The sequence below is a fragment of the Nonomuraea sp. C10 genome (assembly GCF_008017515.1).
Lineage (GTDB): Bacteria > Actinomycetota > Actinomycetes > Streptosporangiales > Streptosporangiaceae > Nonomuraea > Nonomuraea ferruginea.
This window is the reverse complement of sequence record NZ_VPFF01000001.1, coordinates 6,751,556-6,776,320: the sequence shown is the minus strand read 5'-3', so window position 1 is coordinate 6,776,320 and position 24,765 is coordinate 6,751,556. Positions and strand designations below refer to the sequence as shown.

General features: G+C 70.7%; 23 protein-coding genes. 17 read left to right on the top strand and 6 right to left on the bottom strand.

Features of this window, described 5'->3' with window-relative positions; genetic code table 11:
• Positions 1-13: 13 nt before the first annotated feature.
• From mtrB to FR742_RS31005, 5 genes are all read left to right on the top strand, one after another.
• Positions 14-1,750 carry an MtrAB system histidine kinase MtrB gene (gene mtrB, locus FR742_RS31025; RefSeq protein ID WP_148034221.1) on the top strand — a complete coding sequence of 579 codons (1,737 nt, stop codon included), beginning with the start codon at positions 14-16 and terminating at the stop codon, positions 1,748-1,750.
• Entirely contained in the window at positions 1,737-3,500 is a 1,764-nt protein-coding gene (locus tag FR742_RS31020; RefSeq protein ID WP_148034220.1) for an LpqB family beta-propeller domain-containing protein, read from the top strand. The genes mtrB and FR742_RS31020 overlap by 14 nt, the downstream gene beginning before the upstream one ends.
• A gap of 801 nt (positions 3,501-4,301) precedes the next feature.
• Positions 4,302-5,126 carry a phosphoribosyltransferase family protein gene (locus FR742_RS46085; RefSeq protein ID WP_261808833.1) on the top strand — a complete coding sequence of 275 codons (825 nt, stop codon included), beginning with the start codon at positions 4,302-4,304 and terminating at the stop codon, positions 5,124-5,126.
• Positions 5,127-5,734: 608 nt separating this feature from the next.
• Entirely contained in the window at positions 5,735-6,397 is a 663-nt protein-coding gene (hpf, locus tag FR742_RS31010) for a ribosome hibernation-promoting factor, HPF/YfiA family (protein ID WP_148034219.1), read from the top strand.
• Positions 6,398-6,569: 172 nt separating this feature from the next.
• Positions 6,570-7,268 (top strand): response regulator transcription factor, encoded by a 699-nt coding sequence (locus FR742_RS31005; protein ID WP_148034218.1) that lies wholly within the window; start codon positions 6,570-6,572, stop codon positions 7,266-7,268.
• Between the two features lie 271 nt (positions 7,269-7,539).
• On the opposite strand, the gene FR742_RS31000 is transcribed toward FR742_RS31005, so the two are convergent.
• Together FR742_RS31000 and FR742_RS30995 are read right to left on the bottom strand one after the other, a co-directional pair.
• A complete protein-coding gene (locus FR742_RS31000) occupies positions 7,540-8,754 on the bottom strand; it encodes a winged helix-turn-helix domain-containing protein (protein WP_148034217.1) in 1,215 nt (404 codons plus the stop codon).
• A 173-nt stretch (positions 8,755-8,927) separates the two neighbouring features.
• The gene (locus FR742_RS30995) at positions 8,928-9,188 is read right to left on the bottom strand and encodes an HGxxPAAW family protein (RefSeq protein ID WP_148034216.1); all 261 of its coding nucleotides are present in this window, start codon (positions 9,186-9,188) and stop codon (positions 8,928-8,930) included.
• 224 nt (positions 9,189-9,412) lie between these two features.
• Between FR742_RS30995 and secA the strand changes: the two genes are divergently transcribed.
• Positions 9,413-12,208: a preprotein translocase subunit SecA gene (gene secA, locus FR742_RS30990; protein WP_148034215.1), complete on the top strand. Its 2,796-nt coding sequence runs from the start codon at positions 9,413-9,415 to the stop codon at positions 12,206-12,208.
• 93 nt (positions 12,209-12,301) lie between these two features.
• Here the strand turns inward: secA and FR742_RS30985 are convergent, their stop codons facing one another.
• The 3 genes from FR742_RS30985 to FR742_RS30975 form a co-directional block, all read right to left on the bottom strand.
• Positions 12,302-12,679, bottom strand: a complete 378-nt coding sequence (locus tag FR742_RS30985; RefSeq protein ID WP_148034214.1) for an Rv3235 family protein — start codon at positions 12,677-12,679, stop codon at positions 12,302-12,304.
• A gap of 180 nt (positions 12,680-12,859) precedes the next feature.
• The gene (locus FR742_RS30980) at positions 12,860-14,188 is read right to left on the bottom strand and encodes a PTS transporter subunit EIIC (protein WP_148034213.1); all 1,329 of its coding nucleotides are present in this window, start codon (positions 14,186-14,188) and stop codon (positions 12,860-12,862) included.
• Positions 14,189-14,212: 24 nt separating this feature from the next.
• Entirely contained in the window at positions 14,213-14,953 is a 741-nt protein-coding gene (locus FR742_RS30975) for a GntR family transcriptional regulator (protein WP_148034212.1), read from the bottom strand.
• A 136-nt stretch (positions 14,954-15,089) separates the two neighbouring features.
• Between FR742_RS30975 and FR742_RS30970 the strand changes: the two genes are divergently transcribed.
• The 9 genes from FR742_RS30970 to FR742_RS30930 all read left to right on the top strand — a co-directional run bounded on the left by FR742_RS30970 (position 15,090) and on the right by FR742_RS30930 (position 21,222).
• A complete protein-coding gene (locus tag FR742_RS30970) occupies positions 15,090-16,112 on the top strand; it encodes an SIS domain-containing protein (RefSeq protein ID WP_396990202.1) in 1,023 nt (340 codons plus the stop codon).
• Between the two features lie 50 nt (positions 16,113-16,162).
• Positions 16,163-16,399, top strand: coding sequence for a glucose PTS transporter subunit EIIB (locus FR742_RS30965; protein ID WP_148034210.1), 237 nt, complete (start codon positions 16,163-16,165; stop codon positions 16,397-16,399).
• A gap of 11 nt (positions 16,400-16,410) precedes the next feature.
• Complete coding sequence (locus FR742_RS30960; protein ID WP_148034209.1) at positions 16,411-16,857, top strand: PTS glucose transporter subunit IIA; 447 nt, start codon at positions 16,411-16,413, stop codon at positions 16,855-16,857.
• A 47-nt stretch (positions 16,858-16,904) separates the two neighbouring features.
• Positions 16,905-17,165, top strand: coding sequence for an HPr family phosphocarrier protein (locus FR742_RS30955; RefSeq protein ID WP_148034208.1), 261 nt, complete (start codon positions 16,905-16,907; stop codon positions 17,163-17,165).
• 70 nt (positions 17,166-17,235) lie between these two features.
• Complete coding sequence (gene nagZ, locus FR742_RS30950; protein WP_148034207.1) at positions 17,236-18,543, top strand: beta-N-acetylhexosaminidase; 1,308 nt, start codon at positions 17,236-17,238, stop codon at positions 18,541-18,543.
• A 56-nt stretch (positions 18,544-18,599) separates the two neighbouring features.
• Positions 18,600-19,247, top strand: a complete 648-nt coding sequence (locus FR742_RS30945; RefSeq protein WP_261808832.1) for an HAD family phosphatase — start codon at positions 18,600-18,602, stop codon at positions 19,245-19,247.
• 31 nt (positions 19,248-19,278) lie between these two features.
• A complete protein-coding gene (locus FR742_RS30940) occupies positions 19,279-19,803 on the top strand; it encodes a DUF6912 family protein (RefSeq protein ID WP_148034206.1) in 525 nt (174 codons plus the stop codon).
• 1 nt (position 19,804) lies between these two features.
• Positions 19,805-20,431: an HAD family hydrolase gene (locus FR742_RS30935; protein ID WP_148034205.1), complete on the top strand. Its 627-nt coding sequence runs from the start codon at positions 19,805-19,807 to the stop codon at positions 20,429-20,431.
• Positions 20,432-20,514: 83 nt separating this feature from the next.
• Positions 20,515-21,222, top strand: a complete 708-nt coding sequence (locus FR742_RS30930) for an HAD family hydrolase (protein ID WP_148034924.1) — start codon at positions 20,515-20,517, stop codon at positions 21,220-21,222.
• Between the two features lie 37 nt (positions 21,223-21,259).
• On the opposite strand, the gene FR742_RS30925 is transcribed toward FR742_RS30930, so the two are convergent.
• Positions 21,260-22,846, bottom strand: coding sequence for a penicillin-binding transpeptidase domain-containing protein (locus FR742_RS30925; protein ID WP_148034204.1), 1,587 nt, complete (start codon positions 22,844-22,846; stop codon positions 21,260-21,262).
• A gap of 107 nt (positions 22,847-22,953) precedes the next feature.
• On the opposite strand from FR742_RS30925, the gene FR742_RS30920 reads away from it, so the two are divergent.
• Positions 22,954-23,871 (top strand): LysR family transcriptional regulator, encoded by a 918-nt coding sequence (locus FR742_RS30920; RefSeq protein ID WP_148034203.1) that lies wholly within the window; start codon positions 22,954-22,956, stop codon positions 23,869-23,871.
• Entirely contained in the window at positions 23,868-24,725 is an 858-nt protein-coding gene (locus FR742_RS30915) for a serine hydrolase (protein WP_148034202.1), read from the top strand. Before FR742_RS30920 ends, FR742_RS30915 begins: the two co-directional genes overlap by 4 nt.
• Positions 24,726-24,765: the final 40 nt, after the last annotated feature.

Genomic DNA, 24,765 nt, shown 5'->3' with positions numbered 1-24,765 from the left:
GGCTCTCCCCGCCATGCCCCCGACCAAGACGAGACGCACACGCCGCCGGACCCTCCGCCAGATACTCGGCGGGATCCGGCGGCGGGCTCGTCGTGCGGCGGGCAGGGCACGCCGGCTGTGGCGGCGCTCGCTCCAGCTCCAGGTCGTCACCAGCACCCTGGTCATCTCGCTGATCGTCGTGGTGGTGCTCGGCATCTTCCTGTCGGACCAGATCAACAACTCGGTCATCGAGCGGCGGCAGCAGTCCGCCGCCAGCGAGGCCGCCGCCGACCGGCTGCAGATCGCCGACGCGCTCACCCGGCGCGAGGACGACCAGGCCAAGTCCTCCGACCCCGGCAAGAGCGTGCCGCCCGACCCGCTCGACGAGGTGATGGACAACATCATCGGCACCGGCAGGGACGGCTGGAAGAAGCGCTACGAGGTGCTGATCCTCAACGTCGACGAGCCCGGCCGGTCCCGCGCGTCGGGCAACGTCAACCAGCAGAACATCCCCGAGGCGCTGCAGCAGATGCTGCGCCGCCAGGCCGAGAAGTTCATCGACAGGCCGCAGCGCTACACCGAGCCGATCAGGCTGCCCGGCGAGAGCCAGCACAGGCAGACCCTCGTCATCGGCGCCATCATCCACGTCAACGGCAGCTACGAGGTCTACCACTTCTTCCCGTTCGACGAGGAAGAGCAGATGCTGTCGAACGTCCGGCTGGCCATCGTCGTGGTCGGCTTCGGGCTGGTGCTGCTGCTCGCCGCCATCGCGTACCTCGTGGCCCGCCAGGTCGTCACGCCGGTCCGGCTCGCCCGCCAGGCCGCCGAGCGGCTGGCCGCCGGGAAGCTCGACGAGCGGCTCAAGGTGCGCGGCGAGGACGACCTGGCGAGGCTCGCGACCTCGTTCAACGAGATGGCCGCCAACCTGGCGCTCAAGATCCACCAGCTGGAAGAGCTGTCGCAGGTGCAGCGGCAGTTCGTCTCCGACGTCTCGCACGAGCTGCGCACCCCGCTCACCACCGTCCGCATGGCCGCCGACCTGCTGTACGACGCGCGCGAGGACTTCGAGCCGATGGCCTCACGCTCGGCCGAGCTGATGCAGGCCCAGCTCGAACGGTTCGAGTCGATGCTGGCCGACCTGCTGGAGATCAGCCGGTACGACGCCGGCGCCGCCGACCTGGACCTCGACTCCGTCGACATCCGCGACGTGGTGCTGCGCGCCATCGCCGACTCCGAGGCGCTGGCCGAGCGCCACAGCACCCGCTTCGAGCTGCGGTTGCCCAACGAGCCGTGCATGGCCGAGGTCGACAACCGCCGGGTCGAGCGCATCCTGCGCAACCTGCTGTTCAACGCCATAGAGCACGGCGAGGGCCGCGACGTCGTGGTCACCGTCGGCGCCGACAGGGACGCGGTCGCGGTCGCGGTGCGCGACCACGGCATAGGGCTCAAACCCGGCGAGGACACGCTGGTGTTCGACCGGTTCTGGCGGGCCGACCCGTCGCGGGCCAGGACCATCGGCGGCACCGGGCTCGGCCTGGCGATCTCCCGCGAGGACGCCGGCCTGCACGGCGGCTGGCTGCAGGCGTGGGGCCAGCCGGGCGAGGGCTCGCAGTTCCGGCTCACCCTGCCCAGGAAGGCCGGCACCGACCTCAAGGGCTCCCCGCTGTCGCTGGTCCCGCCCGAGATCGAGATGCGCCGCACCTGGCGCGGCCAGATGACGCCGGTCCTGCTGCCGGCCACCGGAGACGGGGGCGGCCATGACGAGGATTAGGCGGCTGGGCGGCGCCGCCGCCTTCGCGTTCACCATGCTCCTGGCCGGCACCGGCTGCGCGGTCATCCCCGTGGGCGGGCCGTTCCCGGTGGACGACGCGGGCAGCGGCGACTCCGTCACCGTGCCGTTCCAGCGCATGCTCGCCGTCGCGCCGCAGCCCGACTGGGGGCCGCAGCAGGTCGTGGAGGGCCTGCTGGCCGCCATGGCCGCCTACGACGACGACCCCTCCGTGCTGCCCAAGTACCTGACCGAGGAGGCCAGGCGGGTCTGGAAACCCGACGGCGCCATCACGGTGATCGACAACTCGTTCCGGTTCGGCGAGCTCGTCGAGAACAAGGAGAAGAACGAGACCGTCCTCTCCATCCAGGGCAACAAGATCGCGCAGATCAACGAGGACGACACGTACGTGCCGGTCGGCTCGTCCGACGACCCCAAGATCAACCGGCCGATCACCCTGGTCAAGGACGCCAACGGGGCCTTCAAGGTCAACGGGTTGCAGCAGGGCCTGCTGCTCACCGACGCCGACGTGCGGCGCGCGTACCGTCCCACCAACCTCTACTACCTCAACGGCAGCTCCGGCGCCGACCCGCAGCCCGACCGGCTGGTCGTCGACCGGCTGCGGCTGCGCGTCGACCCCGACAAGAGCTTCGCCCAGACCATCGTCGAGCGCCTCGCCGAAGGGCCGACCAGCGGGCTGCAGGGCGCGGTCGGCAACGAGTTCCCGGAGGGCGCCAGGGTGCGGTGGATCCGGTCCACCGAGGACCGGGTGGTGATCAACATGGGCGGCCCGTTCAACCCGCTCGACACCTACACACAGGGCCTGCAGGCCCAGCTCAGGGCCAGCCTGAGCAGCAACAACCTGGCCAACGGCCGCACCCTGGAGGTGCTGCTCGACGGCGAGCAGTTCTTCTCCTCCGGCCCGCTCACCGTGCCGGCCAACCTGCCGGAGAGCTGGCTGGGCAGCGAGGACAAGCAGGTGTTCTACAGCAGCGGCGGCGCGGTCTTCGTGCTGGGCAGCGACGGCGAGGGCCACCCCGTGACCGGCCCCGCCGGACAGCCCAGCCAGGGCTACACCGGCTTCGCCGTCTCCAAGGACCGCGACCGGATCGCCGCCAGGTCCGCGGCGGGCGGCATCTGGGTGACCCGGCACTCGCCCGACGGCCGCTGGCAGGAGTCCATCCCCGGCGCCGACCTCACCGACCCGTCCTGGCATCGCGACGGCAGCCTGTGGACGTTCGACCGGCAGAACGGCGAGGTCATCCGCTCCCACCCGGTCGTCGGCCGGGGCCCCGAACGCGTCGCCGCGCCCGCCCTCCAGGGGCTGAACGTCACCTCGCTGCGGATGGCGCGCAACGGGGTCCGCGTCGCGGTCGAGATCGGCGACAACCGGGTCCAGGTCGGCGCGCTCACGGGCGGCGGCGGCAACGCCATGCTGAGCAACTTCGAGACGCTGACCACGGTCTCGGGCGGCGACGAGATCGTGGACATCGCCTGGAGCGACGGCGGCCACCTCCTGGTCCTCGTCCAGACCAAGGCGGGCCAGGTCGTCAAGGAGATCAACGTCGGCGACGGGGAGACCACCCAGCTCCCGACCACCAGCAAGCGACTGGAGCGCCTGGCCGCCCTGGGCGACGCGATCCTGGCGACCACCGAGGACAGCAACGAGATCCTCGAATACAGCCGCGACAAACAAACCTGGACCCCGAAGCCCGCCACCGCCGTCGACCAGCCGATCTTCGCCCTGGGCTGACTTTGGGGGATCGCTCCGGCGGCTCTCCAGACTGGCTCGACCGCCTCGACCGCCTCGACCGCCTCGACCGCCTCGACCGCCTCGACCGCGAGCCGGAAGCTGCTTGGGGCGCGAGCGGGAAGTCTTTCGGGGGCGCGGGCGTGAAGCTTCTTACGGCGTGACACGGAGGTCTCTTGGGTCGTGGGAGTGAGGCTTCCTGGGGCGCAGCTGGACGTCTCTCGCGGGCGCGGGCGCGAAGCCTTGTGGGGCGTGAGCCGGATGTCTTTTGGGGCGTGGGCGTGGCGCTTCTTGGGGGGTGAGCCGGGCGTCTCTTGCGGGCGCGGGTGCGAAGCTTCCTGGGGCGCGAGCCCGAATTTCTCGCGGCGCGAGCGCAGAGGCACGCGCCTCTCTTGATCTTTTCTGTGCGGGCCCGAGGGACGCACGCTCGGTCAGCGTCTTGGGTTCAAACGAAAGATCCAAAAGCGAAAATCCTTTTGGGAACCCCCTCGGGCTGGGCGCCGATAGGCGTGCCTGACGGCCCGCTCAGCCCGCCGTAGTTCCGTAGAGAGTCGTTCGCGACAGGTGGCGTCTCTGGGTGCCCGTTCGGCTACTGAAAGTGTCGGTGGTGGGTGGCATGCTGGGGCCGTGTTCGCCGGTCTGCTTGATGTCGTGCTGCCGCAGCCCTGTCTTGGCTGTGGCGCTCCGGGGGTGCGTCTGTGCGAGGAGTGTCTGGCGGGTGTGGTGGTGCCCTCTCGCCGGATGCCCGCGCCGTGTCCCGATGGGCTTCCCGTGTGCTGGTCCGCTTCTCCGTACGGGGGCGTGGTGCGCAAGGCCGTCATCGCCTACAAGGAACGGGGTGAGGCGGCCCTGGCGGCGGCCCTCGCCGACCTTCTGGCCTTCGCCCTCGTGGCGGCCCTCCGGTCGCCGCAGGAGGTCGCTGAGGGCGCTGTGGAGAGGTTCCGTGGCCGGGGGAGCGCTCGGTCGTCGGTGGGGCTTCGTGGGGTGGGGGAGTGCGGGCTTCTTCTGGGAGGGGAGGGGGTGATCGTGGTGCCGGTGCCCAGTGGGCGGGCGGCCGTCAAGGGGCGGGGTCACGACCACGTGGGGGCGCTGGCGGAGCGGGTGGTGCGCCGGCTGCGCGGACGGGGGATGGCCGTCACGCTCTGGCCCGCGCTGCGGCAGCGCCGGAAGGTGGCCGACCAGTCGGGCCTGAGCTCCGCCGACCGAGTGTCGAACCTGGCCGGGTCCTTCTCCGTATCTGAGAGCGCTGTCCGAGATCTCGAAGTCGCAGGGAGAGGAGGGGTCCACGATCTGTGGGCCGCAGGGAGAGGAGGTGCCCACGATCTGTCGGCCGCAGGAAGAGGACGTGCCCACGATCTGTCGGTCGCAGAGAGAGGAGGTGTCCATGATCTGCGGGTCGCAGGGAGGGGTGGTGTCCGCGTACGTGGGAGTTCCGCAGGCTTCGTGCGGACAGCCGGGGATGTGTTCGATCGTGCCCGGGTGGTCGTCGTGGACGATGTCGTCACGACGGGAGCCACGCTCGCGGACGCCGCGAGGGCGCTGCGGGCGGTGGGGGCGACGGTGCCGCTGGCCGTCACCGTCGCCGCGACACGCCGGATCTCACGAAATGGTCACGGTGACAGTCAGTAAAGAAAGGCCCAGGTGTGTTGCCTTCCGGAGGGCCACATGTCCGTAGCGGGAAGCGCCAGGTGAGGCAGCTCAGAAGGCTTGCCGCCCTGTCCTGTAAGGGGTGCCGTGGGACCAAACGGGGCATTCAGCCGGCCCGTAACCCCGCGCGAAAATCACGGAAAGTGATCCTTTGGAGCTTCCTCCGGCTGACATTCGCCGCCGATCCGGATAGCGTTCTGAACATGGCACCCGTTCGGGTCCGTGGTTGCGCAGAGCCGGGGCTCCCGGCTCCGCTAGCCGATGCCAGCCGCAGGCGAAACGGCCCACGTAAGGCGACTTTTCGTCGTCCGATCACGGTGCGGCTTAGGGGTAAGTCCTGCCTCCCCGGGGGTCCAGATGTCCCCCGCCAGGAGAGAAGGGCGGTAGTGGCATCAGAGCTGCGAAACCCTCAGCAGGCGGATGTGGGGTCGAAGACCAGGTCGGCCGGACGGGTGCCACCCGCGTTCCCGGTGACGAGGCGTCGGAGGAGGGTAACCCTGAAGGACAGGCGGACAGCAGAAAACCCTGCCCGGCACCACGCGAGTCGTCGGGCGCTCTATCTCAGTCGTTAGACGAAGGGGGGCTGTTGCATGGACATCATCGTCAAGGGCCGGCACACGGGAGTGAGTGATCGGTTCCGAGACCAGGTGACAACCAAGCTGGCCAGGATCGAGCGTCTGGACAACAAACTCATCCGAGTCGATGTGGAGGTGTCGAAGGAGCGCAACGTGCGCGCGGCCGACCAGCGAGAGCGGGTCGAGCTGACCATTCACACCCGCGGCCCCGCCATCCGCGCGGAGGCCAGCGCCGACGACCGTTTCGCCGCTCTGGACATCGCGATGGACAAGCTGGAGGGCCGCCTCAGGCGGCTGGCCGACCGGCGCAAGATCCATCACGGCAACCACAAGCAGCCGTCCATGGCGGAGATCACCGCCACGATGCCCGACCTGGCCGCGCCCGCGCCGTCCAAGGTCGAGCCCGCCCGCGAGGAGGCCGAGCCCGAGGAGGATCGGCTGCCGGAAGACAAGCAGTACGACGACATCGTCCCCATCCAGATGGACGGCGAAGGCCCTCTGATCGTCCGGGAGAAGCACCACAAAGCAGAGCCCATGACCATCGACCAGGCCCTCCTCGAGATGGAGCTGGTCGGACACGACTTCTATCTGTTCCGTGACAAGGAGAGCGGCCTGCCATCCGTCGTCTACAACCGGCGTGGGTACAACTACGGTGTGCTGCGGCTCGTAGAGCCCTGACGGCCGCCGGAAAGATCTTCTCGACCACCCGAGAACCGCGGCACACGTGCGATCATGGCGGTTCGACGGCTCTGGCCCCCCGACGAGGAGGAGACGTGAGCGAGCTCAGTCAGGCGAGGACGAGCGAGCGAACCGGAGACACGACGGTCGCGAGGCGCATCAAGGAGGCCTTGTGACGGAGTCCGGCGAGGCGCGCCCCTCCGGCGGCGAGCCGATCCGCGTGCTGATCGTGGACGATCACGAGCTGATCAGGCGCAGCCTGGCCCTGGCGCTGGCCGCGGAGCCTGACATCGAGGTGGTCGGGGAAGCGAGCGACGGTCAGGAGGCGGTCGAGCTGGCCGATCGCCTCATGCCCGACGTGGCGTTGATGGATGTGCGCATGCCGCGGCAGGACGGCATCGAGGCGACCAAGGGCATCAAGGCCTCGGTGCCGAGCACCCGCATCATCATGCTGACGGTGAGCGATGAGGAAGAAGACCTCTTCGAGGCCATCAAGGCCGGCGCGACCGGCTACCTCCTCAAGGACGTCCAGATCAACGACGTGCCCGCGGCGGTCCGCGGCGTCCATGAGGGGCAGTCGCTGATCAACCCGGCCATGGCGGCCAAGCTCATCAACGAGTTCGCCAGCATGAGCCGCAAGGAGACCGAACGCCCGCCGCAGGTGCCGGTCCCGCGGCTGACGGAGCGCGAGATGGAGGTCCTGCGGCTCGTCGCCAAGGGCATGAACAACCGGGAGATCGCCAAGCAGCTGTTCATCTCCGAGAACACGGTGAAGAACCACGTCCGCAACATCCTGGACAAGCTGCAACTGCACTCGCGCATGGAGGCCGTGGTGTACGCGGTCCGCGAGCGCATGCTGGAAATCACCTGATCCGCCCCAGCCCCGCCCGCCCCTCCCCCTGAGGGAGGGCGGGCCAAGGCGGGTTCGGGCCCGGCGGCTCGCCGGTCCGGGAACCTCAGCGGGCCGAGGTCCCGCGAGGGGTGGCTCGCCGGCCGGGGAACCTCAGTGGGCCAAGGTCCCGCGAAGGGCGGCTCGCCGACCTGGGCAAGTCAGCGGGCTAGGGTCCTGGGACGGACGGCTCGCCGGTCCGGGAACCTCAGCGGGCCACGGTCCCGCGAGGGGTGGCTCGCCGACCTGGGAATCAGCGGGCCAGGGTCGTGTTGAGTGCCTCGGCGAGCTCGGGTGGGTCGGCGCGTTCGACGCGTACGGTGTCGCAGCCGACCCAGGTGGCGGCCGATCGGAGCGCGTCGCCCATCGCCTCGACCCAGCGGGCGCTGGTCAGGCCCGGCTCCAGGCTGACCTTCCTGGCCACCAGCGTGGTGCCCTCGCGCGCCGGGTCCACCCTGCCGATCAGGCGGCCGCCGGCCAGCACCGGCATCGTGAAGTAGCCGTGGACCCGCTTGTGCTTCGGCACGTACAGCTCAAGCTGGTAGGCGAAGCCGAAGACGCGCTCGGTGCGGCCGCGGTGCCAGATCAGCGAGTCGAACGGCGAGACCAGGGTCGTGCGGTGGCGTCCGCGCGGCTCCGACTCCAGCGCGGCAGGGTCGGCCCAGGCGTTGGGCACGGATCTAGACGCCGAGCCGTTGCGGCCGGCCCTGACGGCGGGCCAGCCGGCGACGCGCACCGGCGTCAGCCCGGCGGCGCCGCTCGCGAGGGCCTCGTCGAGGATCGCGGCGGAGCGCCCCTTGAGACGGAGGAAGTCGATCAGGTCGGCCCGCGTGGCGATCCCGAGTGACCGGCCCGCGATGCCCGCGAGCCGCACGACGCACTCCTCGTCGGTGAGGTCCTCGGCCAGCAGGCCAGCGGGCACCACGCGCTCGGCCAGGTCGTAGACCCTGCGCCAGCCCACCCGGCGGGTGCAGACCACCTCGCCGATGTCGAGCAGCCACTCCAGGCCGATCTTGGAGTCGGACCAGTCCCACCACGGGCCGCCGTTCTTGGCCCCGCCGACGTCGGCGGTGGTGAGCGGGCCGTGGTCGCGCACCTGCTGGAGCAGCTTGTCGACGCTGTCGGGCACCTCGTGCCAGCGGAAGCGGCGCTCGCGGTAGGCGCGCCGCCGGAACGCGAAAAGGGGCCAGTTCTCGATCGGCAGGATGCAGGCGGCGTGGCACCAGTATTCGAAGCTGCGGGCCGGGGCGTCCCAGTAGGCCCGCTCGACGGCGGGCCTGCCCACGGCGCCGAGCCGGGCGTAGGCGACGAGCTCGTGGGAGCGGGCGAGCACCGAGATGGTGTCGAGCTGGACGGCGCCGAGCCTGCGGAGCATGCCCTGCACCCCGCCCTGACGGCCGTCGGAGCCGAGCAGCCCCTGGGCGCGCAGGATGAGCCGGCGCGCCTCGTCGGCGGTCAGTTCGGTCATGTTCGCGATTCCGTACGGGGGAGCATGGCCGGAATGCTAGCCGCGGCCACTGACAGAACGGGGCCCGGGAATTACCGTCAGCGGGCCCGCGTTCATGATGGGACGAACCCGTCGCCGTCGGGGGTGCTTCTCGGAGGGGCCGCCTCGACGGTGCCCGCTCCGAGGGGGAAACGTCAGCGGTGGTCTTCGGCGTTCAGTCCCACCCGGGGCGCGTCGATCACCACATCGGTGAAGATGTCGAACACGAGGGCGAGGATGCCGCCCACCACGAACAGGCCGACGCCGATCCAGACGACCATCCAGTTCTCCATGGTCAGGCCGAATCCGGCGACGACGCTGCCGAGCAGCATCACCGTCACGGCCAGCCATGAGGACGCGCGGCCGCCGTGGCTACCGAGATTCTCGGTCTGCTCCGACTTCTGTCCCTCAACCATGACAAATCCCTCCTTGCCCGGATATCCCGGTTATCGGGGCGAACCGGCCTTTGACCGGCGTACTATCAGCCCGCCTGACATTCTCCCAGACATGTCCTGCGCCCTTGTCGGCACGGTGGCTGTGTCTGGTTGGAGAACCGCCTACGATGGCAGCGGGGAAGTTTGTCTCGGCCTCTCCTCCTGGCGGCGCCGCCGGGGTAGACCTGCGAGGAGCTTTACATAAAGTGGCAGCCATTCTCGACAAGATCCTACGTGCCGGCGAGGGCAAGACTCTGCGTAAGCTCAAGCGGATCGCAGACCAGGTCAACTCCATCGAGGACGACTTCACGAGCCTGTCCGACGCGGAGTTGCGCGCCCTGACGGACGAGTTCAAGCAGCGCCATGCCGATGGCGAGTCGCTCGACGACCTGCTTCCCGAAGCGTTCGCCACCGTACGCGAGGCCGCGCGCCGCGTGCTCGGTCAGCGCCACTTCGACGTGCAGATCATGGGCGGCGCCAATCTCCACATGGGCAACATCTCGGAGATGAAGACCGGTGAGGGCAAGACCCTCACCTGCACCCTCCCCGCCTATCTCAACGCGCTGTCCGGCAAGGGCGTCCACGTCGTCACGGTCAACGACTACCTGGCCAAGCGCGACGCCGAGAACATGGGCCGCGTCCACCGCTTCCTCGGTCTCGAGGTCGGGGTGATCCTGTCCGGCCAGGCGCCCGACGAGCGCCGCAAGCAGTACTTCGCCGACATCACCTACGGCACCAACAACGAGTTCGGCTTCGACTACCTGCGCGACAACATGGCGTGGGGGCTCGACGAGTGCGTGCAGCGCGGCCACAACTACGCCGTCGTCGACGAGGTCGACTCGATCCTCATCGACGAGGCCAGGACCCCGCTGATCATCTCCGGCCCGGGCGAGCAGTCCGGGAAGTGGTACCAGGAGTTCGCCAAGATCGTCCCGCGGCTCCGCCGCGGCGTCGAGGCGAAGAACCCCGGCGAGGAGAGCACCGGCGACTACATCGTCGACGAGAAGAAGCGCACGGTCGGCATCCTCGAGTCCGGCGTCGAGAAGGTCGAGGACTGGCTCGGCATCGACAACCTCTACAAGGCCGAGCACACCCACCTGGTCGGCTTCCTGAACAACGCCCTGAAGGCCAAGGAGCTGTTCAAGAAGGACAAGGACTACATCGTCACCGACGGCGAGGTCCTCATCGTCGACGAGTTCACCGGCCGCGTCCTCCACGGCCGCCGCTACAACGAGGGCATGCACCAGGCCATCGAGGCCAAAGAAGGCGTGAAGATCAAGGACGAGAACCAGACTCTCGCCACGATCACCCTGCAGAACTACTTCCGCCTCTACACCAAGCTCGCCGGCATGACCGGCACGGCGACCACCGAGGCCAACGAGTTCCACCAGACCTACAAGCTCGGCGTGGTCCCCATCCCGACCAACCGGCCGATGGTCCGCAAGGACCAGGCCGACGTCGTCTACAAGACCGAGGACGCCAAGTTCAACGCGGTGGTCGACGACATCAAGGAGCGTCACGAGCACGGCCAGCCCGTCCTCGTCGGCACCACCTCGGTCGAGAAGTCGGAGCGGCTGTCCAAGGCGCTCAGGCGCCGAGGCGTCACGCACGAGGTCCTCAACGCGAAGAACCACGCGCGTGAGGCGTCGATCATCGCCGAGGCGGGCCGCAAGGGCGCCGTCACCGTCGCCACCAACATGGCCGGTCGAGGCACCGACATCATGCTCGGCGGCAACCCCGAGTTCCGCGCCGACCAGGAGCTGCGCCAGCGCGGTCTCGACCCGGTCGAGACGCCCGAGGAATACGAGAAGGCCTACCCCGAGGCGCTGGAGAAGGCCAAGGCCGCGGTGAAGGCCGAGCACGACGAGGTCACCGAGCTGGGCGGCCTCTACGTGCTGGGCACCGAGCGCCACGAGTCGCGCCGCATCGACAACCAGCTCCGCGGTCGCTCCGGCCGCCAGGGCGACCCGGGCGAGTCCCGCTTCTACCTGTCGCTCGGCGACGACCTGATGCGCCTGTTCAACTCGGTCAGGGTCGAGGCGATCATGACGCGCCTCAACATCCCCGACGAGCAGCCGATCGAGTCCGGCATCGTCTCCAAGGCCATCGCCTCCGCCCAGCACCAGGTCGAGCAGCAGAACTTCGAGATCCGCAAGGAAGTTCTCAAGTACGACGAGGTGATGAACCGCCAGCGCAAGGTGATCTACGCCGAGCGCCGGCGCGTGCTGGAGGGCGCCGACCTGCACGAGCAGGTGCGCGGCTTCATCGGCAACGTCGTCGACGGCTACGTCGACGGCGCCACCTCCGACGGGTTCTCCGAGGAGTGGGACCTCGAGAAGCTGTGGAAGGCGTTCACCGGCCTCTACCCGATCTCCGTCAAGCTTGAGGACCTCCTGGAGGAGGCCGGTGGTCAGGAGAACGTCACCGACGACCTGATCAGGGAGCGGGTCAAGGCCGACGCGCTGGAGGCGTACGCCAGGCGCGAGGAGGAGTGGGGCGCCGAGGCGACCCGCGACCTCGAGCGGCGCGTCATCCTGTCCGTCCTCGACCGCAAGTGGCGCGAGCACCTCTACGAGATGGACTACCTGCGCGAGGGCATCGGCATGCGGGCCTACGCGCAGAAGGATCCGCAGATCGAGTACCAGCGCGAGGGCTTCGAGATGTTCAACGCGATGCTCGAGGGCATCAAGGAGGACTCCGTAGGCTTCCTGTTCAACCTGGAGGTGGAGGTTCAGGAGAACCCCATCGTCGAGGAGCAGGAGGACCCGGTGTTGGCCGAGACGCGCTCCATCATCGCGCGCGGCCTCCGCGGGCCCGACCGCCCGGCGGAGCTGGAGTACACCGCTCCCGGCGAGCAGGGCGACGTGGAACACACCCGCGTCCGCACCACCTCGGCCGAGCGCGCCGCCTACGGCAACGTCGAGCGCAACGCCCCCTGCCCGTGCGGCTCGGGCAAGAAGTACAAGCGCTGCCACGGCGACCCGAAGAACGCCGGCAACTGACGCGTGACACGAGGACCCCTCGCCCGGCGGACGGGCGGGGGGTCCTCGTGCGTCCGGCTCAGAGGTGGGAGCTCGGTTGGAGCCGGCTTGCCGTCAGGCGGTCTCGAAGTCCGTGCAGAGCCACTGCACGCCCCTGCGTTCCAGGCGCAGGGCCAGGACGCGGTCGCGCTCGCCGCAGTGGACCAGGAGGCACATCTCCACCACGCCGTCGCTGGGCTCCTTGACGTGCGGGACGCCGACGAAGGGCGGGCGGCGGGTGTCGAGCATGCGACCGGCCCGTACGAGCTCGCGGTAGGCCTGGCCGGTGAGGCGGTCGGCGACCGTCTCCGGGGGCCGACGGCCGGAGAGGACCTCGGCGAGCGCCTGGCCGAGGTGGCGCAGCCGGCGCTCGTCCGGGAGCGCGCCGGGCGGGCCCCACACGAGGGGCGTGTCGAGCGCGAGCGAGCCGTGGACCTGGGGAGAGGGCGACATCGGGAGCCTCCGGGGGCGTTCCTGGTGAGAGACGGTACTAAGAGGTTCCGGCCGGGCCCCGGGATACACGGCACGCCAACTTCCCCGATCCATGCCCTGGTTCGCGGAGGATGGCGAAGAAGGTCAGCGCGAGTTGGGGTGGCCGCGTCCGGGTTGCGGACCCTCGGCCACGCCGCGATGTCACGACCGAATCGGGGTGGCCTCGCCCGAGTCCACGTCCGGTTCCGGCTCGCGGCCCGGGGTCATGATGTTCAGCCGTCTGATGAGGAAGCTGAACACCACGTAGTAGACCGCCCCGTACGCCACCCCGAGCAGCAGGATGCCCGGCAGGTTCTGGGTGTTGGACTTGCTGGCGTTGAGCAGCATGTCGAGCAGCCCGGCCGAGAAGCCGAAGCCGAGCTGCCCGCCGATCAGCGTGGTCAGCGCCATGGCCAGCCCGGTGAGCACGGCGTGCACGGCCAGCAGCAGCGGCGCGACGAAGATGAACGCGAACTCGATCGGCTCGGTGATGCCGGTGACGAACGAGGCCAGCGCCGCCGACAGCATGATGCCGCCCACCGTGGCCCGCCGGTGCGGGGGCGCGGCCCGCCACATGGCCAGCGCGGCGGCCGGCAGCGCGAACATCATGACGGGGAAGAACCCGGCCATGAACTGCCCCGACTCCGGGGCGCCGCCGAAGTAGCAGTTCCAGTCGCCGCCGAGCACCCGCCCGTCCACCTCGCAGGTGGGCACCACGTGCCAGACGATCGAGTTGACGAAGTGGTGCAGCCCGAGCGGGATGAGCAGCCGGTTGATCAGCCCGTACAGGCCGGTGCCGAGCGGCCCGAGGGTGGTCAGCGCCTCACCGGCGTGGCCGATCCACTCGCCGAGAATCGGCCACACCCAGCCGATGAGCACGCCGAGCCCGAGCGCCACGAAGGCGGTGAGAATGGGCACGAACCGCCGCCCGCCGAAGAACGCCAGCCACGACGGCAGCTTGATCCGGTGGAAGCGCTGCCAGAGCAGCGCGGTGACCAGCCCTATCAGGATGCCGCCGAGCACCTTGGTGGGGTTCTGCATGCCGTGGTTGATGATCTCGATGACGCCCTGGTCCGCGGCCTGCCGCAGGGTCACGGTCTCGCGGATGGCCGAACCGGCGAACATCACCTTGCTCACCCGGTCGAACACCAGGTAGCCGACCACGGCGGCGAGCGCCGTCGTGCCGTCGGACTTGCGCGCGAAGCCGATGGCCACGCCCACCGCGAACAGCAGCGGGAGGTTCTCGAACAGCGCCTCGCCGGCCGCCGCCAGCACGGCCGCGACCTCGGTCATCCAGGCGAAGCCCGCCACGTCGGCGAGCCCGCCGGGCTCGGCGCCGTTGCCGCCCAGCATGTCGGGCTGGCCGAAGCGGAGCAGCAGGGCGGCCGCGGGGAGGGCGGCGATGGGCAGCATGAGCGAGCGGCCCAGCCTCTGCAGCACGTTCATCAGGCGTGAGAACGGCGAAGGCCGGGCGGCGGTGGTCTCGTTCACCGGGTGTTCCTCCGGGTCGGGCCCTCAACCCCGTCTTGCGGGCATTTCGAGTATGGTGCGCAGCTGGTAGCGGTCCGCCCGGTAGGTGGACACGCCCAGCTCGGCGCAGACGCCTCCGGAGAACGACCTGCGCTGGAGCAGCAGCACGGCGCCGCCGCGGGGAAGTTTGAGCAGGTCGGCGTCGCTCGGATCGGCTATCCCCCCGTCTATGGTCAGCTCGCCCGCGTCCATGACCAGCCCGTAGCGGCTCTCCAGGAGCTCGTACAGCGATCTGCCGGTCAGGTCGTGGTCGGCCAGGTCGGGGGCGAGCTTGACCGGGATGTGCGCGCGCTCGATCGACAGCGGTTCGCCGTCGGCGGTGCGCAGCCGTTCGATGAAGTGGACCTCCTCGCCCGGCTGGATGCCCAGCTCCTTGGCCAGGTGGGCGCTGGCGCGCATGGTGCGCCGGTCGAGGTCGCGCGAGCCGGGCGCCATGCCCCTGGCACGCATGTCCTCGGTGAACGACGTGAGCTGCAGGGCCAGCTCGATCTTGGGCCGGGCGACGAACGTGCCCTTGCCCGGCACCCGGTGCAGGCGGCCCTCGGAGACCAGATGGTCGACCGCCTGCCGCACGGTCATCCGCGACAGGCCGAAGCGCTGGCACAGCTCGCGCTCGGACGGGATCGCGGCGCCGATGCTCAGCTCGTCGCTGTCGATGAGGCCGAGCAGGATCTCGCGGAGCTGGAAGTACTTGGGCACCGGGCTGTCCGGGTCGATGTGGGCCACGGGATCCTCCCTTCGCTCGGGCCAGTCTGATGGGTTATGGTTCTCACTGGTCTAGTCCGGACTAGACCACATGTCCTGAAACAGGGTCAAGTCCGGAACGCTAACTCCCCGAGGAATGAGCCCCCAGATGACCAAGATGCGCAGCGAGATCGCCGAGCAGCCCGAGGCGCTGCGGGCCACGATCGACTCCCTGCTGCCCAGGATCGACGAGGTGCGGGCGCTGGGTGAGCGGACCCGGCAGTTGTTGTTCGTCGCACGTGGCACCTCCGACAACGCCGCAGTCTACGGCCGCTATCTGGTGGAATCCCACGCCGGGCGGCTGTCCGCGCTCGCCGCGCCGTCCATCGCCACCACCTACCGCCGCAAGCTCGACCTGGAGGGCGTGCTGGCCGTCGCGATCTCCCAGTCGGGCCGTACGGAAGAGATCGTGGAGACGCTGGCCTGGGCCAAGGACTGCGGGGCCGCCACCATCGGGGTCACCAACGGCGGCCCGGACAGCCCGCTCGCCCAGGCCGCCGACCTGGCGCTGTGCACGGTCGCCGGGACGGAGGAGGCGGTTCCCGCCACCAAGACCTACACCACCCAGCTCGCCGCGCTGGCCGTGCTGGCGATCGGGCTCGGCGCCGACGTGGACCGGGCCGACCTGCTGCGGGTGCCCGAGGCCGTGGAGAAGCTGATCGCCGAGCCCGGTGACGTGGACGCCGTCGTGGACGGGCTCGCGGACAAGCACGGCGTGGTCGTCTCCGGCCGCGGCCTGGCCTTCTCCACCGCGCTGGAGACCGCGCTGAAGCTCAAGGAGGCGTGCTACCTGCACGCCATGGGCCTGTCGTACGCCGACCTGCTGCACGGCCCGATCGCCGTGGTCGACCACGCCACCCCGGCGCTGCTCGTCGCCGCCGAGAGCGGCCCCACGCTGCAGGGCACGGTGGCGCTGGCCGAGCGGGTCGTCTCGGCGGGCGCGGCGGCGTACACGATCGGCGGCGGCAGGGCGCTGGCCGGAGCCGGCACGGCCGCGATGAACGGCCCCGACCTGCCCGAATGGGTGGCCCCGATGGGCCTCATCGTGCCGGGGCAACTGCTCACCGAGGCGCTCGCCCGGCGGCTGGGCGTCGACCCTGACGCGCCGCGCGGCCTGAACAAGGTCACCCAGACCGACTGAACCCGGCGCCTGAGTAGCCTGGTCGCACAGCCACGGACGAGGAGGGCCTGATGGCGGCGGACGTGAACGCGCTCATCGCCGGTCTGGGCGGAGCCGGCAACATCATCGACATCGAACCCTGCATCACCCGCCTGCGCACGGAGGTGCACGACACGTCCAAGGTCGACCAGGCCGCGCTCAGGGCCGCGGGCGCCCACGGCGTGATGGCGGCGGGCAACGTGATCCAGGTCGTCGTCGGCCCGGAGGCGGACACGATCGCGAGCGACATCGAGGACATCATCGGCTAGAGGGCGGGGCCATGACGACTGTTCTCGCCCCGGTGGAGGGCGCGGCGGTGGGGCTGGCCGCCGTGCCCGACCCGGTGTTCTCGGCCGGCATGGTGGGGCCGGGGACGGCGATCGACCCCAGCAGGGGGCCGGGCGAGGCAGTCGCCCCCATCACTGGAAAAATCATGAAACTGCATCCGCACGCGTACGTCATCGTGGGCGATGACGGCAGGGGCGTGCTGGTGCATCTGGGCATCGACACGGTGCAGCTCAAGGGGAGGGGGTTCCGGTTGCTCGCGGCGGAAGGCGACCGGGTGAGCGCCGGCCAGCCCGTCGTGGCCTGGGATCCCACCGAGATCGAGGCGGGCGGGCGCTCGCCCGTCTGCCCCGTGGTGGCGCTGGACGCGCTCGACTCGGCGGTGACGGCTCTGGCCGAAGGCACGGTACGGGCCGGCGACGAGCTGTTCCAATGGACGTGACGCGACAGGGGTCCGGCTGGTCCGGACCGGAGAAGAAGGAGGAGCCCATGGGCGAACGGAAGGCGACCGTGGCCGCGGAGGTGGGGTTGCATGCCCGCCCGGCGGCCACGTTCGTGCAGATGGCGATGAAGGCACCGATGGACGTCACGGTGGCGCGGTCGTCGGGCGGCGATCCGATCAACGGCAAGAGCATCCTGCAGATCATGGCGCTCGACGTCCGCAAGGGCGAAGAGATCGTCATCAGGGCGGAGGGCGACGGGTCGGAGGAGATCCTCGACCGGCTCGCGGACATCGCCTCGACCCCCTGACCCCCCGTCCCTGGCGGTCCTGTGGAAAAAGGGGACGGCGCATCCGCCGGTCATGGATAGCGTGGGATTCATGTTGCGACGGATCGGTACGGCGAGTCTCCTGGCGGTGGCACTCACGGCATGCGGCGGCGGGGCGGCGGACGTCGCCCCCGCCGCGAAGCCGCCCGCGTCCGAGGCGAGTCCCGCCACCGAAGCCACCGGCCGGCCCGCCGAGCCCACCGCCACCGGTTCCAGAGCCGCCCCGGCCGCCGACCCCGTCAAGCGGGCGCTGGCCGGGATGAGCGTGCGGGAGAAGGTCGGCCAGTTGTTCATGCCGGTCGTCTACGGCACCGCCGCCGACACCGTCTCCGGCGAGAACCAGGCCCGCTACGGCGCCCAGACCCCGGAGAAGGTGGTCGCCAAATACCACCTGGGCGGCGTCATCCTGTTCCCGGCCAACGTCAAGAGCGTCGGCCAGGTGGTCGGGCTGACCAACGGGCTGCAGAAGTCCGCCGACCTCCCGCTGCTGATCGGCACCGACCAGGAGAACGGCCTGGTGTCGCGGATGTCCGCGGTGATGACCCGCTTCCCCGGCGCCGCCAGGATCGGCGCCACCGGCAAGCCCTCGGTGGCGCGCGAGGTGGCCCAGGCCACCGGCGAGGAGCTGCGGGCTCTCGGCGTCAACCTCGACTTCGCGCCGGTGGCCGACGTCAACATCGATCCGAAGAACCCGGTGATCGGCGAGCGCGCGTACGGGAACCGGCCCGGCGAGGTGGCCAAGATGGTCGGCGCCGCCGTCAAGGGCTTCGAGGCCGCCGGGGTGGCCGCCACCGCCAAGCACTTCCCCGGCCACGGCGACACCCGCATCGACAGCCACACCGGCCTGCCGGTGATCAAGCACACCAGGGCCCAGTGGGAGCGCCTGGACGCGCCGCCGTTCAAGGCCGCCATCGCCGCCGGGGTCGACGCGATCATGACCGCGCACATCGTGTTCCCCAAGCTGGACCCGTCGGGCGACCCGGCCACGCTGTCCAAGCCGATCCTGACCGGGCTGCTCAGGAAGGAGCTCGGCTTCAAGGGCGTCATCTCCACCGACGCGCTCAACATGGCCGGAGCCCGGGTGAAGTACGACGACGGCGAGGTCGCGGTCCGCGCCGTGCTGGCCGGCGCCGACCTGCTGCTGATGCCCAACGACCTGCCGAAGCAGTATCAGGCGGTGCTGAAGGCGGTCGAGTCGGGCCGCGTCTCCAAGGCCCGGCTGGACGAGTCGGTCACCAGGCTCCTCACGCTCAAGAAGGAGCGCGGCCTGCTCGGCGAGCCGCCCGTCGTCTCGGCGGAGAAGGCGGCCGAGGTGGTGCGCTCGGCCGAGCACCGCAGGCTGGCCGCCCGCGTGCGCTGACGGCGGCGCCCGACCCTTTACTCTTTAAACCTGATTTCCGTGAGTAGGGAGGCAGTGTGGTCACCGGGGTGCTGATCGACTGGGGTGGTGTGCTGACCACCAGCATGGCCGACTCCATCGCCAAGTGGATCGACACCGACCGCATCGACGGTGAGCACTACCGTGCGGTCATGCGCGAGCTGGTCGAGGTCGCCTACAGCGGGGAGGACGAGGAGAACGCGATCCACGCCCTGGAGCGCGGCGAGCTCGACGGGGCCGCCTTCGAGCGCGACCTGGCGGCCCGCCTGCTGACGCTCGACGGCATGCCGCCCGTTGCCGAGGGCCTGCTGACGCGCATGTTCGCCGGGTTCGAACGGGCCGAGGCCATGTACGACATGCTGCGCGAGGTGCGCGGGCACGGCGTGAAGACGTGCCTGCTGTCCAACTCCTGGTCCAACACCTACGAGCGCGACGGCTGGGACGAGGTCTTCGACGCGGTCGTCATCTCCGGCGAGGTGGGCATGCGCAAGCCTGAGCCGCGCATCTTCCACCACGCGCTGGACCTGATCGGGCAGCCGGGCGAGTCGTGCGTGTTCATCGACGACATCGAGGCCAACATCGTGGCCGCCCGCGCGCTCGGCATCGCCGGCATCCACCACCGCGAACCGGACACCACCATCCTGGAACTCGAGTCTCTCCTCCGGCTCCCGCTGCGGCGGGCATGATGGTGCCCGTGCAAGCTGCGAAAGGTTCCTGATGCGCGTCTACCTGCCGTGCACCCTGCCGGCGTTGGCCAGGGCCGTCGAGACCGGCGAGCTCGGCCCCGCCCCGCTGACCGGCTACGCGGTGACGCCCGCGCTGGTCGAGTGGTACGCCTCGGGCGACACCGAGGAGCTCGAGTACGTCGCCCTCACCGAGGCCGCCCGCGCCTCGCTGCGCATGCTCGCCGCCGATCTGGCCGACGGCGTGCACGCCGCGCCCCGCCGCGTCGTGGTGGCCGCAGAGGTGGCCGACGGCGCCATCCAGGCGAACGCCGACGTGGAGGAGAAGGGCAGGGTACGGGTCGCCGAGCCGGTCCCGCTGGCCAAGGTGGCGGCCGTGCACGTCGACGACGAGTACGCGGTAGCCGACGTCAAGGCGGCCGTCGCCGCGCTCCCCGACGCCGACGGGGGCGACGACGACGCCCGGTTCGTCGTCGACGGCGCCGAGGCCCACGAGCTGATGTGGTACGCGACGCAGGAGATCCCCGACCTCCTGACCCTCGACCAGGCAGGCGGGTGACATGACGAAGCACATCGTGTGGGACTGGAACGGCACCCTCTTCCACGACATCGACGCCGTGGTCGGAGCCACCAACGAGGTCTTCAAGGCGTACGAGCTGCCCCCGCTCACCGCCGACGGGTTCCGCGCCGTCTACACCAGGCCCATCTGGGTCGCGTACGAGCGGATGCTGGGCAGGCCGCTGACCGAGGGGGAGTGGGAGCTGCTCGACGACGGCTTCCACGACGCCTACTACCGCCTGAGCGGCGTCTGCGGGCTGGCCGCCGACGCCGAGGTGACGCTGACCACGTGGACGGGCACGCAGTCGCTCTGCTCCATGGCGCCGCACTCCCATCTCGTGCCGAAGGTCGACTCGTTCGGCATCACCCGCCACTTCAACCGGGTCGACGGGCTGCTCGGCGTGACGGGCGGGGAGAAGGCGGCCCACATGGAGGCCCACATCGCCTCGGTCGGCGTGCGCCCGCGCGACGTGCTGGTGATCGGCGACAGCGTCGACGACGGGGTGGCGGCCCGCCATGTCGGCGCCCGCGCGGTGCTCTACACCGGGGGCATGTCGACCAGGGAGGAGCTGGAGTCGACCGGCTTCCCGGTCGTCGACACGCTCGCCGAGGCGCTCGACCATACCTGAAACCGGCGGAGGGCGGCCCCGGCGGCGGAGTTGGCCGTAACCTGGCAAGGGTTCGCTTTCAGGAGGCTGCCATCAACCGCTTGGTGCTGTGGAACGTCGACCTCACGCTGGTCGACGTGGCGATCGTGACCAGAGACGCCTACGCCGAGGCGTTCCGCGCCGTGACCGGGCGGCCGCTGGTCAAGCTGGTGCCGCCGATGGGCCGGCCCGACTCCGAGATCATCTTCGAGACGCTGGCCGTCAACGGCGTCGTCGCCGACGACGACCACCTGCCGCGCTTCCTCGACGCGCTGTCCGCGGCCTTCGCCGACCGGCGCAAGCGGCTGGCCAAGGAGGGCCGGATGATGGCCGGTGCCAAGGACGCGCTCAGGTCCGTGGCCCGGCTCGACGGCGCGATCCAGGCCGTGCTGACCGGCACGATCAAGAGCAACGCGGTGCTCAAGCTCAAGGCGTTCGGGCTCGACAAGTACGTCGACTTCGAGCTCGGCGGCTACGGCGAGGAGCCCTACCCGAAGGCGAGCCTGCTGCAGGTCGCCCAGGGGCGGGCGAAGGAACGCCTGGGCGTCCCGTTCACCTCGGCCAACACGGTGATGATCGGCGACTCGGCGCGTGACGTGCAGGCGGCCCGCATCGGCGGGGCCGGGATGGTCGCGGTGGCCTCGGGGCGCGCGACGGCGGCCGAGCTGCGCGAGGCGGGGGCCGACATCGTGCTGCCCGACCTGTCGAACGCCGCCGAGGTGGTGGCGGCGGTCGCCGCGCTGACCAGCCCGATGGACCGCAAGGCGGGCTGATCAGCCCGACCAGGCCGGTTCCGAAGGCGCGGGATGATCAGCTCAGCTCACGCAGGAAACGGGCCGCGACCGGGGCCGCCACCGCGGAGCCCGCGCCCCCGCCTTCCACCACGACGGCGAAGGCCAGGTCGCCCCGGTAGCCGATGAACCACGCGTGCGAGGGCGGCTCCTTGCCCGAGCCGTACTCGGCGGTGCCGGTCTTGCCCGCGGTGCCGGGCGGGAACCGTACGGCGTGCGCGGTGCCGTCGGTGACGACGGCGGGCATGAGGTCGCGCAGCGCGGCCACCACGTCGTCCTCCAGCGGCCGCGGCCGCAGCGTGCGGTCGGGCACCGCCTCCTCGGCCACGAGCCGGGGCGGGCGCCAGGCGCCGTCGGCGATCGCGGCGGCCACCGACGCCATGTTGAGCGGGCTGGCCAGCACCCTGCCCTGCCCGATGGAGGCCGAGGCGAGGTCGGTGGCGTCCTTCGGGGCGGGGAAGTCGGCCTTGACCGCCGGCACCCCCGGGGTGATCTTCTCGCCGAAGCCGAAGCTCCGCGCCACCTCCGCCAGGCGCTCGGCGCCCAGGCCCGACACCGTCATGTCGCCGAACGTCGTGTTGCACGAGTGCGCGAACGCGTCACGGAACGACAGCGTGCCGAAGTCCTTGAACCCGGCGTTGTGGAACGGGAAGCCACCGATGTTCTGCTCGGCCGGGCAGGACACGTCCGCGTCCGGCTCGGCCCCGCCGGCGACCAGCGCGGCGGCGGTCACCACCTTGAACGTCGAGCCCGGCGGGTACTTGCCGAGCAGCGCCCGGTTGAACCCGCCGGGTTTGTTCACCGCGGCCAGGATCTCCCCGGTGGAGGGCCGCAGCGCCACGAGCGCGGCCGGCTTGTCCACGTCCTCCAGCGCCGCGGCGCCGGCCGCGTGCACCTTCAGGTCGACCGTGATGCGCACGGGCTCCTTCTCCCGCGTCCCCGACAGGGTCTTGACCGGTTTGCCTCCCTCGTACAGCCGCACAAGGTTGCTCTTGGTCTCGGCGAACCGGTCAGGGTAGGTCTCGCGCAGCCCCGCGACGAGTTGCTGCACCGAGCCGGGGAAGCCGGGGGCGTCGACCCGGGTGCCGTCGGCGGCGAGCACCGGGGTGGCCTCGTCCTCGACCCGGATGAGCCTGATCGACCGGTTCCCGGTCAGCTCCGGGTGGAGCGCGGCCGGGCTCCAGTCGATCTTCCAGGTGCGGTCCCGCTCGACGACCTTGAGCTCCCCGCCGTACCTCCAGTCGCCCGCGCCCTGCACGGCGGCGGTGAAGCTGACCGAGCCGGTGTCGGCGGCGCTCGCGGCGAAGACGCCGTTGGGCACGTGCCGTCGCAGCGTGATGTGCTCGGCCTTCAGGTCGGCGAGGAAGCGGCGGTGGCGGCGTTCGAAGTCGGCGGGCGGGTCGGCGACCAGCTCCCGCATCGCCGCGTAGTCGCCCCCGCTCCACGCCGTCAGGTAGGCGTCGGCCACCTCTTCCGGCGAGCCCGTGGTGCGCAGCGCCCATACGGTCCCCGCGGCGACCACCGGCACCATGATCGCGGCCCCGATCCACGGCCACCTGCGTCTCCTGCGCCGGGGAGCGGCCTCCGGCTGCAGATATTCGTACATTTCCCCCATTTGCGAAGCCATGCGACGAGGACAGCAGAGCCCAACACAGCCTGTCCAATACTGATATATGGCCCTCATCGATATAAATCTAGATATAGTGGCTGGCCATGGACCTGGTCCGGCACCTCCGCTACTTCACCGTCGTCGCGGAGGAGCTCCACTTCGGCAACGCCGCGATCCGGCTCGGCATGGCCCAGCCGCCCCTCAGCCAGCGCATCAAGCGCCTGGAGGAGGAGCTGGGCGTGCGGCTGTTCGACCGGGGCGGACGCCAGGTCCGGCTCACCGAGGCGGGCAGGCTGCTGCTCGGCGAGGCGAGGGAGATCGTGGCCAGGGTCGACAGGCTGCACGAGCTGGCCCGCCACGGCGAGGGCGCCGTGCTGAAGGTCGGCGTGCCGCCCGACCTGGCCGCCGCCGCGATCGCCGCCCTGGTCGAGGGCTTCCGCGAGACCAGTCCGGGCGTACGGCTCGCGCCGGCGGAGATCTGGACGGCCGACCAGGTGACGGCGCTGGCCGGCGGCACGATCGACGTGGGCCTGGTGCGCCACCCGGTGAACGCCCCCGGGCTCGGCTTCGGCCCGCTGCTGGTGCAGCCGCAGGGCGTGCTGCTGGCCGAGAGCGATCCGCTGGCCCGCGCGGGCGAGCTGCACCTGGCAGACCTCGGCGGGCGCGAGCTGCTGATGCCGCCCAGAGAGGGGGAGCCCGGCATGCACGCCGAGACGCTGGCCGAGTGCCGCCGTCACGGCTACGTGCCCGGCCAGGTCCACCAGGGCGCCGGGCTGGGGATGGTGCTGGCCGGGATGGCGGTGGCGTTCGCGCCCAGGGCGGAGGTGCCGGGCCTGGCCTGGCGGCCGCTGCTAGGCTCCCCCATCGCCTACAAGGTCTCCACGGCCTGGCGGGCGGAGACGGAGGCGGTCAAGGGCTTCTCCGCGCTGGCCGTACGGATTCTTAAGGAGCGGGCCGGGATGACGGACGAGGCGGCGGCCCCCGTGCGGCGGGTCAGCCGGAGGCCGGGGATGCTGGCATGACCGGGCCGGCGTTCGCGGAGCTGTTCCGGGTGGCGGGCGTGACCGGCTGGCTGTTCGCCGCCGACCTCGACTCCGGGCGGGAGGTCGGCCACGACCCCGACGAGTGGCTGCCGATGGCCTCGATGTTCAAGGTGGCGCTGATGGTCGAGCTCTGCCGGCAGGCCGACGCCGGGCTGCTCGACCTGACCGGCCGGGTGACCGTCACCGCCGCCGACCGGGCCGCCGGCCCCACGGGGCTGTCGGCCATGCACGACGACGTCACCATGTCGCTGCGGGACCTCGCCTACCTGATGATCGCGGTGAGCGACAACACCGCCGCCGACGCGCTGCTGTCCAGGGTCGGCATGGACGCGGTCAACGCCATGCTGGAAGGGTTCGGGTTCGAGGCCACCCGCGTGCTGATGACCGCGGGGGAGACCAACGGGAGCATGGCGGTCGACACCGGGCACGGCTGGCCGTACCTCGACCCGGAGGACCTGGCCAGGATGCGGGCGCTCGACCCCGCCCGCACCAACCGCAGCACCCCGCGCGAGCTGGCCCGCCTGTTCGGGCTGATCTGGCACGACGAGGCCGCCTCGCCCGAGTCCTGCGCGTGGATGCGCACCGTGCTCAACCTCCAGGTCTGGCCGCACCGGCTGGCCGCCGGCTTCCCGTACGACGACGTGGCGGTCAGCGGGAAGACCGGCACGCTGCCGACGATGCGCGGCGAGGCGGGCGTGGTCGAGTATCCCGACGGCGGCCGCTACGCCGTGGCGGTCATCACCCGCGCCTTCAGCGCCGCACTCAACCATCCGCGCGCCGACGCGGTGATCGGCACGGCCGCGCGTATGGCGGTGGACCACCTGAGGCGCTAGCAAGTTATGTGGGAACGCGGGTATGAATCCCGCCCGGCCT

Coding starts and splice junctions, on each gene's coding strand:
- FR742_RS31000 (WP_148034217.1), bottom strand. CDS start 8,754: ATGACCGAACTGACCGCCGACGAGGCGCGCCGGCTCATCCTGCGCGCC.
- hpf (WP_148034219.1), top strand. CDS start 5,735: ATGGACATCATCGTCAAGGGCCGGCACACGGGAGTGAGTGATCGGTTC.
- FR742_RS30955 (WP_148034208.1), top strand. CDS start 16,905: ATGGGCGAACGGAAGGCGACCGTGGCCGCGGAGGTGGGGTTGCATGCC.
- FR742_RS30920 (WP_148034203.1), top strand. CDS start 22,954: ATGGACCTGGTCCGGCACCTCCGCTACTTCACCGTCGTCGCGGAGGAG.
- mtrB (WP_148034221.1), top strand. CDS start 14: ATGCCCCCGACCAAGACGAGACGCACACGCCGCCGGACCCTCCGCCAG.
- FR742_RS30970 (WP_396990202.1), top strand. CDS start 15,090: ATGCGCAGCGAGATCGCCGAGCAGCCCGAGGCGCTGCGGGCCACGATC.
- FR742_RS31020 (WP_148034220.1), top strand. CDS start 1,737: ATGACGAGGATTAGGCGGCTGGGCGGCGCCGCCGCCTTCGCGTTCACC.
- FR742_RS30940 (WP_148034206.1), top strand. CDS start 19,279: ATGCGCGTCTACCTGCCGTGCACCCTGCCGGCGTTGGCCAGGGCCGTC.
- FR742_RS30960 (WP_148034209.1), top strand. CDS start 16,411: ATGACGACTGTTCTCGCCCCGGTGGAGGGCGCGGCGGTGGGGCTGGCC.
- FR742_RS30985 (WP_148034214.1), bottom strand. CDS start 12,679: ATGTCGCCCTCTCCCCAGGTCCACGGCTCGCTCGCGCTCGACACGCCC.
- FR742_RS30935 (WP_148034205.1), top strand. CDS start 19,805: ATGACGAAGCACATCGTGTGGGACTGGAACGGCACCCTCTTCCACGAC.
- FR742_RS30915 (WP_148034202.1), top strand. CDS start 23,868: ATGACCGGGCCGGCGTTCGCGGAGCTGTTCCGGGTGGCGGGCGTGACC.
- FR742_RS30965 (WP_148034210.1), top strand. CDS start 16,163: ATGGCGGCGGACGTGAACGCGCTCATCGCCGGTCTGGGCGGAGCCGGC.
- nagZ (WP_148034207.1), top strand. CDS start 17,236: ATGTTGCGACGGATCGGTACGGCGAGTCTCCTGGCGGTGGCACTCACG.
- FR742_RS30995 (WP_148034216.1), bottom strand. CDS start 9,188: ATGGTTGAGGGACAGAAGTCGGAGCAGACCGAGAATCTCGGTAGCCAC.
- FR742_RS30925 (WP_148034204.1), bottom strand. CDS start 22,846: ATGTACGAATATCTGCAGCCGGAGGCCGCTCCCCGGCGCAGGAGACGC.